Raw genomic sequence first — 10,065 nt, forward strand, 5'->3', positions numbered from 1 at the left:
TTTCAGTTTGCGGCTCGTCTGATGCAAGCCGCGGGATATGCCGGATGGATTTTGCTGGTCGATGAAGCCGAGCTGATTGGCCGATATTCGGTGAATCAACGAGCGAAATCTTATGCCGAAGTGGCGCGCCTCATGAATTTAGATGGCGGTCCTACTCTACCGGGATTGGGTGCTGTGCTGGCATTAACCAATGACTTTCGAGAAGAGGTCTTAGAGAAAAAAGGTGACAAGGTCAAACTCTTGGAAAAACTTCGAGCCAAGAATACAGAGGCCGAGCGGATGTTAGCCGACAAGGCGGAGAAAGGCATGGGCTTATTGGAGTCCCAGCGTATTCCCCTCGGCCAACCACCGAACGACATGATTCAAGAAGCCTACCAGACGATTCGATCGCTTCATCTGAAGGGGCATGGGTGGCATATGTGGGAAAATGCGGTCAATGATCCGGCCCAAATAGTCCCAGGAACCAGTATGCGGAAATACGTGAAGAGTTGGGTGACGCATTGGGATTCACTTCGTTTCTATCCCGGCGAAGAGTGTGAAATTGAAGCCTCGACATGGAAGCCCTCTTGTGTCGACCAGGAAGACCTTCGCGAAGAGAATGTCCCGGAGGAATGCCATGCCGGCCGTTTTGCTTCGGAATCCGATTCTGCTACTGGGGAAATGCCTGAAGACCAGGAATTCGTTACCCATGCGATTCGAGGTGAGTCTCATTCCTCGACTAATCTTCCTCAGTCTCCGTTGTAAGGTTCCGGCCTTTTGGCGGAACTCCTCGCTTTCATGATAATGTAGAATCTTCACGAAAGGGACGCTCCCTTTCGTGAATGATCTCTTGCTGTACTTTCCCAGGCAATGAGCTATAGGTAGTTGTGTATGATCGGATTCGCATTTCGCTTTCTCTCAGCTTTCCTGCCCATGTCGGACTCTCTGCGAACATGTTTATTTTGAGCCCTGCGTCGTTTCGTGGTTGCTAGCTCGCGGGGTCTCCTCACTTCTTCTTCTCCGTTCAACGTGATTTTCCGCATGTGGTGGCCCTTGGCCACGAGTTGGATGCTCATGGCCCTTGAGTTTCCACTGGTGACGGCCACGGTTTCCCGCCTTGTTGATCCGGAGATCCATTTAGCTGCTTATGGTGGGGTGGTTTTTCCTCTCTCCCTGATGATCGAAGCGCCGGTCATTATGATTCTGGTTGCGTCAACGGCATTATGTAAGGATTGGTTAGCCTACCGGCTTATTCGTAATTTCATTGTGGTCTTGGGAAGTATTCTGACAGTCATTCATATTGTGGTGGCCTTTACCCCTGTGTACGGGATAATCGTACAAGACGTGTTGGGTGTTCCTGATAGTATTGTGGAACCGGCCAGAATCGGTCTTCAATGCATGACGCCATGGACGCTCTCCATTGCGGTGAGAAGGTTTTTTCAGGGAGTGGTGATCCGGGCAGGGCAGACCCGCTTGATTGGACTGGGAACATTGGTTCGATTAGTTGTAAGTAGTGCCGTTCTACTTGGAGGAATAGCCGTATCCAGTTTCCCCGGGATTGTCGTTGCAACCGTTGCTATGTCCTCTGGGGCGATGGTCGAGGCTGGCTTTATTCTTATTTTTGTGCGTCCAATCCTCCGAAATCTTAAGGCGAGTCCGGCGCATTCTTCCCCTCTCACGTTGAAGCAATTAGGCCAATTCTATTGGCCACTCGCCTTTACTCCACTGATTTCCCTTGCGAATTTACCGATACTGAGTGCAGCCATCAGTCGGATGCCGCACGCTATAGAGTCCTTGGCTGTATGGCCGGTATTGGGGGGGCTTTCGTTTGTCTTTCGAAGTGGAGGATTGGCGATGCAGGAGGTGGTTGTCTCCCTGTATGACCGGCCACACTTTCAGGTCCCTCTGAAAAGATTTGTGGCAATGATTTCAATGTGTACGAGCGGAATGCTTTTCATCATTGCCGCGACTCCTCTCTCCACCCTCTGGTTTAAATGGGGCGCAGCTCTGACACCTGAGCTGACCGTGTTGGCCTCGACGGCGCTCTGGCTTATGGTTATTTTTCCTGCAATGAGTCCATGGGAAAGTTTTTTTCAAGGAAAATTCGTGCATCGTGGAATGACTGCTTTTATTACTCAAGCTGTCTGTTTGTATTTGACGGGAAGTTCCATCTTCTTACTGGCCGGAGTTCTTTATGGGCAAGTAACCGGATTATATGTGGGGTTAGCGGCGATGCTTACCGGCTTCGGAATTCAACTATGGTGGCTATGGAGGAACAGTCGACGGTTTGATGACCACTCACCAAATGCTTAAAGAGTTACTGTAGGGGGTGTCACGGATTGTTCAAGGAGCCTGTCGGACTTAGGATGAATCGGCTGCAAAAGTGTCTAATCGGTCCATATTTCGCCGCTTTCTTGGACCATACCCACTATGGGTCAGCGAAATCGTCAAAATCTAGCCTTGCTCAGCCGCTTTTTCGCTCTCGATCCCCTAAGTCCGCAGGCTCCTGGATCCAGTCAGGTTGTTCACAGGTTCATCAGAGAATGGTTGGGGGGAAACAGTGAATGCCAATCCCTGCATATTGAATGTTTCGACCTTCATGCTGGTATCGACAGTATTTCTGATCATATTTTATAAGCAATTGTTTTTATTGATAAATAGTCACATAAGGCAATTTAAATGGAGAGGGAACGTAAATTGCTCGTTACTTAGGTGAACGAAGTGTGGTTTATTCTATGGTAATGGCCATTTTCATTTTAGTTGTAAATAATTTACGGTTAACTCAATGAATAGAATTTTGGTGATTGATGATGATATCCAAGTGAGGGAGTCCGTTTCTCTTTCTTTGGAAACAGCCGGGTATACGGTTATGGCCGCAGGGACCTGTCAGGAAGGCCTTCAAAATCATGAAAATTTCCAAGCGTCCCTGATTATTATGGATGTGGTGGCAATGGAAGAGAGAGAAGACGAACCCACTGGGACTATTTCTCAGAAATCTCCTAGTGTTCCAATGATTACTCTGACTGGAAATATTCCCGCATCTGGTGGAACCATGAGGGGCCCTCACCACATACTTCATCCGATCTGTACCTTACAGAAACCCTTTACAGTTGATGAGCTTCTCCAAACCGTGCAAAGGGCTTTAGTGCATTAGGTCTGATCTTCTTCCGTTTCTGCACCCCTAACAGACGTTTTCCTCGTGTGCTTCAACTCCACATTTGGCTAAGAAAACTTGTGTGGTTAATCGTTGGGGGGTTCGAAGTGTCCTGGAGGTCTCGACCCCCATGGAACAGTGGTGGGACGAACCTGTTTAAAGAGACTTTGAAGGTTGACCTGAGCAGCGCGAATTAATTTGGGATCACCGTGGTGAAGCAGGCTTGTGAGTAGGACGAAGAGGTTCTGGTGGTCACGGCTTGTTTGGATAATTCGTTGAAACAGGGGATCGGGAGAAGACGTGTTCGGAAGTTCAGGATTATCCTCGTCCGGGTCGTTCCATAATCGCAGAAGAGTCCGGGGATCATGATGGAGCCAGGATTCAGGCACATTCAACGACTGGGCAATCAACGGCATTATGGACAACGGTGGGTCCCAGTTTCCCTTTTGGAAATCCTGTAAGTTCGTCAGGGGCACTCCCGTTTGTTGGCTAAGGTCACCCAGAGAGAGTCCTCTTGTTTGACACCAATGACCCAAATGTTGATGAATGGACATGATTCGATCATAGGAAAATGTTGGTTAACCTGTCCATCATCAATTTCTGCCACACCCGAATCTGCTTCACTTGCTACAATCGTGAGAATCACTATGACGAAGCCACCAGTGACCAAAAAGTCCTCCAAGAAGTTGGAAATATCCTACTGGATTAGTCCAAGTCCAGTTGGCCGGCTTCTATTGGTGGGAAACCCAGATGGGTTGCAGGCCTTGCAGTTTCAAGATGGAGCCCACCCCCTCGACATCCTGCCGACCTGGACAAGATCGCGTGAGCCGTTTCATGCTGCCCTGGAGCAACTGAAGGAATACTTTGACGGTTCGCGGACACGTTTTCAGATCGCATTGAACCTTCAAGGGACCTCCTTCCAACGGCATGTGTGGAAGGCTCTTCAGCGCATTCCCTATGGCCGCACGGTGTCGTATGGTGAAATTGCCAGGCAGGTTGGCAGTCCAAAGGCCTCACGGGCCGTGGGGGCCGCCAATGGCCAAAACCCTGTCTCCATTATCGTGCCATGTCATCGTGTCATTGGAGCGAATGGCCATTTGGTGGGCTACGGCGGTGGGCTACCCATCAAAACCGCCCTGTTGGAATTGGAACAACACCAAACGGACAAGAAGTCTTTGTAGGTCGGTCACTTGAGGTTGGGAAAAATCTGCTCAAGCCTCTTCGATTAAGATGTCTGATACCATTTTTCGCGCTAAAAGGCAGAAGAGAAGTGTACCCACATGACAAGACCTGTTATTGGGTGCTCCCTAGATTTTGCAAGTTACAGCTCTGTCAGATGATGGGGCAGTCTGCTTGAGACAAACATGAAATGTATTAACCAAGCTACAAAGAAGAAAAATGGAGCCAGCAAAGCAACATACCAAGCTACGTCAGAAATTATCGGTGTGACTAAGAGGTAAACCCCAAAAAATGAATAAAAAAGCGAAGTTTGCCAAGCATATAATCGGCTGCGCATGATTACTTTCAAGAGGTAGGGAGATGTATTGTGGAGTATTCTTGCAATTGGCAAAGTAATTCCTAACGCTTTCACGCCCTTAATCTTTCCCTTCATTTGAATTTTTGTCTGTCTGTTCCCAGTGTGTATCAGCTGAATCACTCCACCTTCCTCCAAATCAAGATAATGGAAGTCTAGGACAACTCCGCACTCGTGATTTTCACCCACTTCCTGGTTCACCTTGACTATACCGAACTCGTTTGATGGACTCGATGTTTTCACAACTCGTGCATCAAGAAGTTTCGTATTAGAAGGAACTATTAACCTCAGAGGGTCCAATGGGACGAGATCGTCGCGGTCGATCGTCCCTTTTTTGCGTTCCAAAAAAAGATCAACGATCTTGTGAGGCGAGTTTGTGGGATGCCCTTGAACCTTACCTCTATCTCGTCAAGTTCGGTTTCCAGCCCTTCAATGATTGTATTGCTTTCAACATAATACTTTGGGTCCCTAACTCGTCTACTCATTCGATATAGGATAATGGCGAGCAAAATACTGATTAAGCTTAAGGCCAAGGTTATAATGGGATTTTGCGCTATTTCGATCAATTTGTTCCACATTTGCAAATTTTCTCGTGGTCTGCGTTCCATCCCCAGTAACCGTTGAATAAACAAAAGAGGGTAAACGAGGAAAAAAGTTGGAAAAACCAAAAGACGAACCAATTCATGCCTAGTCTTGGATAGGTATGGAAAGGATATGCACGGAAAACCTGCTGCATCTGGTTTCCCTTTCTTGGAGAAATCCATAAAAGGAATTCTGGGAAAATTGGAGGTGCACGGATGAGCCATCCCAAGACACTAAACTGGAAGGAAGTTGGTTTCAAGGCCTGAGTACAAATCTGGTGCTTGCTTCGTCGGGTGAAACACAAGAAAGATCCCTGCCGACAAGCCGCAGGGATGACTCGTCGATAGATGCATCATGCCTGATGCTTTCTGGCCCATCCATTATCCGATCTGTCCTTCTGTCTATAAGTTGGCCGGAATCGCTCTGCGCCTCTACCTCGCACTAGGCACCGTTTGAGGTTTCCCCTACCTCACCCTGCCCTTTTCCCGTTGTCCGACGCCTGCCGCCAGGCCTCAGGGATGGACGCGCAGATCATCCGGCGGGCCTTGTATGAGCGCAGCGAGTTGGCCCGCCCTCCTAAGACTCGCGTCCGTCCCATCCAATGCGGCCGGACGGGGGGTCACTGGTTTTTGGTCCTTTTCCCGAAAGAAAAGGACCTCGACCGCCGGAGCGAAACCCGGCATCAAAGAAAAACAGTAGGACCTCACTGCTGTTCTCTCAATTCACAATTTTTCACAGGACTCTTTTTTTCAATTGTCCATTTTGAATGGACCACTTCGGCATCGGTCGACGGTTAGGATGAATAAAATGATGGAGGCTTTTGGGTTGGGACGACGGCGGAATGGGTTTGCGCAGTGGCTGTTTGGATATCCCTGACGTATCGAGTTAACGATTCATGAATGACAGGGAAGGCTAGATGCTCCCACGGGATGTCGGCTAAGGTGACCAGTTGGACGTCTAGGCTTTCCGGGCCGGGTTTAAAGTTCAGGTTTTGCAGATGTGCCCGGTAGACCACGTAGACTTGAGACACATGTGGAAGGCTAAAAATACCAAGTAAGCTATGAATGTTGATTTCCGCGTGCGCTTCCTCCAGTGTTTCCCGGGCTGCCGCATCTTCGGTGCTCTCACCTAATTCCATAAATCCAGCCGGAAAGGTCCAGAGTCCTAATCGTGGCTCGATGGCCCGTCGGCATAAGAGAATTTTATCTTCCCATTCGGGAATACTGCCCGCCACGATTTTGGGGTTTTCATAGTGGATGATATGGCAGGATGGACAGACGGCTCTGAGAAGGGTTTCGCCTGAAGGAATTTTTTCTTCAACGACGGATCCGCATTGAGCACAGTATTTGATGTTGTTGGGCAAGGTGATAGAACTGAATTTAGATGAACAAGTCGTTGAGCGAGATGCTTGAGGGTGTTTCACAATCTGAAAGACCTGGGTTGTGTGGGCCTTTCTTTATCATACTCTGTCTCGCCTGTAATTCAATGCCGTGCTTTATAGCATGCACCCTATCCTTTATGGGGAGCATATCCCAGTCACGGTTTGAAGGGAAGAGGCTCATTTGCCAGCCTGGATTGTGAATCCTCGTATTCCTTTGGTAAGGTTGGCATCTGCATGTGTCTTCTTGCAACCCTGACAAATCTTGGATCGTGTAAGAACTGATTGGAGTGAATGGCATGAGTACGAATGATCGGCAAATTATTTTTTCCTTGGTGGGTGTGGGGCGCATTCATCCCCCGAAAAAACAGGTTTTGAAGGATATCTACCTCTCATTTTTTTACGGGGCCAAAATCGGGGTTTTGGGACTGAATGGATCGGGAAAGAGTACGCTTCTCAGGATTATTGCCGGGCTGGATACCAATTATATCGGGAAAATTACCCTCTCGAAGGGATATTCCATAGGCATGTTTGAACAGGAGCCGTATTTGGAGCCTGGAAAAACAGTGAAGGAAGTCGTTGAAGAAGGGCGGGCGGAGGTTGCCAAACTGCTCCGAGATTACGAAGAGATCAGTCAAGCCTTTTCTGGAAATGTGAGTCCTGAGGAGATGGAAAAATTACTTGAGCGGCAGGGGAGACTGCAAGAGCAAATCGAGGCGGTTAATGGGTGGGAATTGGAGCATCAATTGGAGATCGCCATGGATGCCCTCCGCTGTCCACCACCGGATACTAAAGTTGACCTCTTGTCCGGCGGCGAACGGCGGAGGGTGGCTTTGTGTCGATTACTGATCCAAGAACCCGATATCCTGCTGCTTGACGAGCCCACAAATCATTTAGATGCGGAGACGGTGGGGTGGTTGGAGCAGCACCTTCAGGAATATAAGGGCACTGTGATTGCGGTGACCCATGACCGGTATTTTTTAGATAATGTGGCTGGTTGGATTCTGGAATTGGACCGTGGGCAAGGAATTCCTTTCCAAGGCAACTATTCTTCATGGTTAGAGCAGAAACAGGCGAGACTGGCGCAGGAAGAAAAGTCCGAGTCGAAACGACAGAAAACCCTGGAGCGGGAACTGGAGTGGATTCGCATGTCTCCCAAAGGCCGTCAGGCTAAAGGGAAAGCCCGCGTGACGAAGTATGAACAATTAGTGAGTGAAGAGCAGAGCCAACAAACTGACGATTTGGAGATTTATATTCCTTCCGGCCCACGACTTGGCGATGTCGTGGTGGAAGCCTCCAACCTCTCAAAGAGTTATGGGGATTGTCTGCTGTTTGATAATCTCTCGTTTTCTTTGCCCAAAGGCGGCATCGTTGGTGTGATTGGGCCAAATGGGGCGGGAAAGTCCACTCTGTTTAAAATTATTGCGGGGTTGATTAAGGTGGATACGGGCGATCTCATTCTTGGTGAAACGGTTACACTGGGCTATGTCGATCAGAATCGCGAAATTGATGGCAATCTGAATGTCTGGGAATGTATTTCTGATGGAAAAGAAACCGTCGCCTTAGGGAAAATGGAAGTGAATTCGCGTGGCTATGTGTCACGGTTTAATTTTTCTGGTTCTGATCAACAAAAAATGGTGAAGGATTTATCCGGTGGAGAACGTAACCGGGTGCATTTAGCCCGCACCCTGAAAGAGGGTGCGAACCTGTTATTACTGGATGAGCCGACAAATGATCTGGATGTCAACACTCTGCGGGCGTTAGAAGAGGGCTTGAATCATTTCGGCGGGTGTGCGGTGATCAGCAGTCATGATCGATGGTTTCTGGATCGTGTGGCCACCCATATCTTAGCCTTTGAAGGGAACAGCCAGGTAAGTTGGTATGAAGGCAATTACAGTGAATATGAGGCTAATCGCAAAAAGCGACTGGGGAAGGCTGCTGAACGTCCCCATCAAATTCGATACAGAAAACTGACCAAATCCTGATGGATTGAGGATGCCAAAAGAGCCTGTCAATATGCCATCTTCCTCAGAGAAGGCTCCTCCTGTTTCAAGATCGAGCGGGAAACGTAGTTCCGTCATGATTGCCAGGGTCATAGGCATTCTGTTTGTTGCGGTAGGGTTTATGCTGGGTATTCATGGATTAGAACACCCTGGCACTCCTATGCTTCCGACCGCCTTAGGAATGATTGCGACAGGCTTAGTCGCACAAGTGTTCGCTTTAGTGAAGGCCTGTTTTGTGGGTTCACAAGGCAAGGGGTGATGGCTGGATCATCTGGCGGTGTGACGCCTCATCGTTTTGTTGTGAACCTATTAAATTCATGTGTGGTCCTCATGCTCTGTCTCGGACTTGTTTCCTGTTCTCACTGGCGTGATAGCTATTTCGACGATGGCTTGGGGGTATTAACACAGTCGGATATTAAAGCGAGGTTGGGGAAACCTCATATGGTCAAAGATCCCTTGCTTTCGGACGAGACCACCTGGACATACAGGTTTGCCATGTCTGAAAGTGAATTGGATCCGTCAGGAGTGAAATCTTTGGGAAAGCAGGCTGGAAGCCTGATGGGTGGGGCTCAAGGTGGCCCACGGGAAAAAGTATTTTGTTTTATGTATATTTTGACTTTTGATAAAGAGGGCATCTTGCGTCATTGGGAGAGGGATATCTGCCCAATTCCCCAACCCCCCGACCCGTTTCAACGCGGACTTTCAGGCTAGGCGGGGTTCATCACACGGAAGTGAGCAATTAATCATCACGGTGGTGATGTGATTTCTTTTACAAGAGAATTGATGGGATTAATCGCATGAGCGTGCATAAAAGCGGGGCGTTTCTTCAGCAATGTTTCTCCGTACACCCGCTGTGTTTGAACGTTAAACTTGTTTCTCCCCCGCACATTGTTGGGGTGCTTTGTACGAATTGTCTGATGCGCCACCGTTTAACACTTCCCGACGATTCGGGTTCATCAGAAGAGACTACCGGAATCGATAGCCATGAACTGCTTCGGCTTCAAGAATGTGTTCAGAACCATCCCAAAGATGTCCGGGTTAGCTTAGTCCATATCGAACAGTCTGCCGTAGAATTCAGATGTGGATCCTGTCATCGCAGCTATGAGTTGGAAGTGGCCCTATTTGAGACCCATCAATCCTGACTGATCTTTTTCTACAATCCGTTCGCGTCCATTTTCAACTTCATTTTGTTAGCCCACCGCTGTTTTCCTTTGAGGAGTGCCTTCTGAGAAAGGTCGAAGGGAAGCGAATCCTCATGGGGGTATTCAACATAACTGTCTGTGCCCTCCTCCCCTCGCGCGCAATTCCGGAGACACATGTCCTTGTGACTTTTTGTCGTCTCAGGACGTTTGCCATTCTGACCGTAGACCTCATCCTTGCAAAGTCGTGGCCTATGGGAAATAAGGCATCAGGATCCATGAGACAGACTAAATAG

At 48.6% G+C, this 10,065-nt stretch carries 11 protein-coding genes; 8 read left to right on the top strand and 3 right to left on the bottom strand.

Annotated elements, in window-relative coordinates; translation table 11 throughout:
* The 3 genes from AAH187_RS06290 to AAH187_RS06300 all read left to right on the top strand — a co-directional run.
* Positions 1-744 (top strand): BREX system ATP-binding domain-containing protein (locus AAH187_RS06290; protein WP_342347589.1); only part of this gene is annotated, 744 nt, incomplete at its 5' end.
* Positions 745-1,053: 309 nt separating this feature from the next.
* A complete protein-coding gene (locus AAH187_RS06295; protein WP_342347590.1) occupies positions 1,054-2,292 on the top strand; it encodes a hypothetical protein in 1,239 nt (412 codons plus the stop codon).
* A 472-nt stretch (positions 2,293-2,764) separates the two neighbouring features.
* A complete protein-coding gene (locus AAH187_RS06300) occupies positions 2,765-3,133 on the top strand; it encodes a response regulator (RefSeq protein WP_342347591.1) in 369 nt (122 codons plus the stop codon).
* 86 nt (positions 3,134-3,219) lie between these two features.
* Here AAH187_RS06300 and AAH187_RS06305 read toward each other — a convergent pair whose 3' ends face one another.
* Entirely contained in the window at positions 3,220-3,687 is a 468-nt protein-coding gene (locus AAH187_RS06305) for a helix-turn-helix transcriptional regulator (RefSeq protein WP_342347592.1), read from the bottom strand.
* A 93-nt stretch (positions 3,688-3,780) separates the two neighbouring features.
* Between AAH187_RS06305 and AAH187_RS06310 the strand changes: the two genes are divergently transcribed.
* Positions 3,781-4,314 carry a methylated-DNA--[protein]-cysteine S-methyltransferase gene (locus AAH187_RS06310; protein WP_342347593.1) on the top strand — a complete coding sequence of 178 codons (534 nt, stop codon included), beginning with the start codon at positions 3,781-3,783 and terminating at the stop codon, positions 4,312-4,314.
* 140 nt (positions 4,315-4,454) lie between these two features.
* Here the strand turns inward: AAH187_RS06310 and AAH187_RS06315 are convergent, their stop codons facing one another.
* Positions 4,455-4,856 (bottom strand): hypothetical protein, encoded by a 402-nt coding sequence (locus tag AAH187_RS06315; protein WP_342347594.1) that lies wholly within the window; start codon positions 4,854-4,856, stop codon positions 4,455-4,457.
* A gap of 1,186 nt (positions 4,857-6,042) precedes the next feature.
* Positions 6,043-6,612 carry an NUDIX hydrolase gene (locus AAH187_RS06320; protein WP_342347595.1) on the bottom strand — a complete coding sequence of 190 codons (570 nt, stop codon included), beginning with the start codon at positions 6,610-6,612 and terminating at the stop codon, positions 6,043-6,045.
* A gap of 314 nt (positions 6,613-6,926) precedes the next feature.
* Here AAH187_RS06320 and ettA point away from each other — a divergent pair, with 314 nt between their 5' ends.
* From ettA to AAH187_RS06340, 4 genes are all read left to right on the top strand, one after another.
* Positions 6,927-8,612, top strand: a complete 1,686-nt coding sequence (gene ettA, locus AAH187_RS06325; protein ID WP_342347596.1) for an energy-dependent translational throttle protein EttA — start codon at positions 6,927-6,929, stop codon at positions 8,610-8,612.
* Between the two features lie 31 nt (positions 8,613-8,643).
* Positions 8,644-8,889 carry a hypothetical protein gene (locus AAH187_RS06330; RefSeq protein WP_342347597.1) on the top strand — a complete coding sequence of 82 codons (246 nt, stop codon included), beginning with the start codon at positions 8,644-8,646 and terminating at the stop codon, positions 8,887-8,889.
* The gene (locus tag AAH187_RS06335) at positions 8,889-9,341 is read left to right on the top strand and encodes a hypothetical protein (RefSeq protein ID WP_342347598.1); all 453 of its coding nucleotides are present in this window, start codon (positions 8,889-8,891) and stop codon (positions 9,339-9,341) included. The genes AAH187_RS06330 and AAH187_RS06335 overlap by 1 nt, the downstream gene beginning before the upstream one ends.
* Before the next feature lie 86 nt (positions 9,342-9,427).
* Positions 9,428-9,772 carry a hypothetical protein gene (locus AAH187_RS06340; RefSeq protein WP_342347599.1) on the top strand — a complete coding sequence of 115 codons (345 nt, stop codon included), beginning with the start codon at positions 9,428-9,430 and terminating at the stop codon, positions 9,770-9,772.
* Positions 9,773-10,065 lie beyond the last annotated feature (293 nt).

Source organism: uncultured Nitrospira sp. (assembly GCA_902500695.1).
Lineage (GTDB): Bacteria > Nitrospirota > Nitrospiria > Nitrospirales > UBA8639 > Nitrospira_E.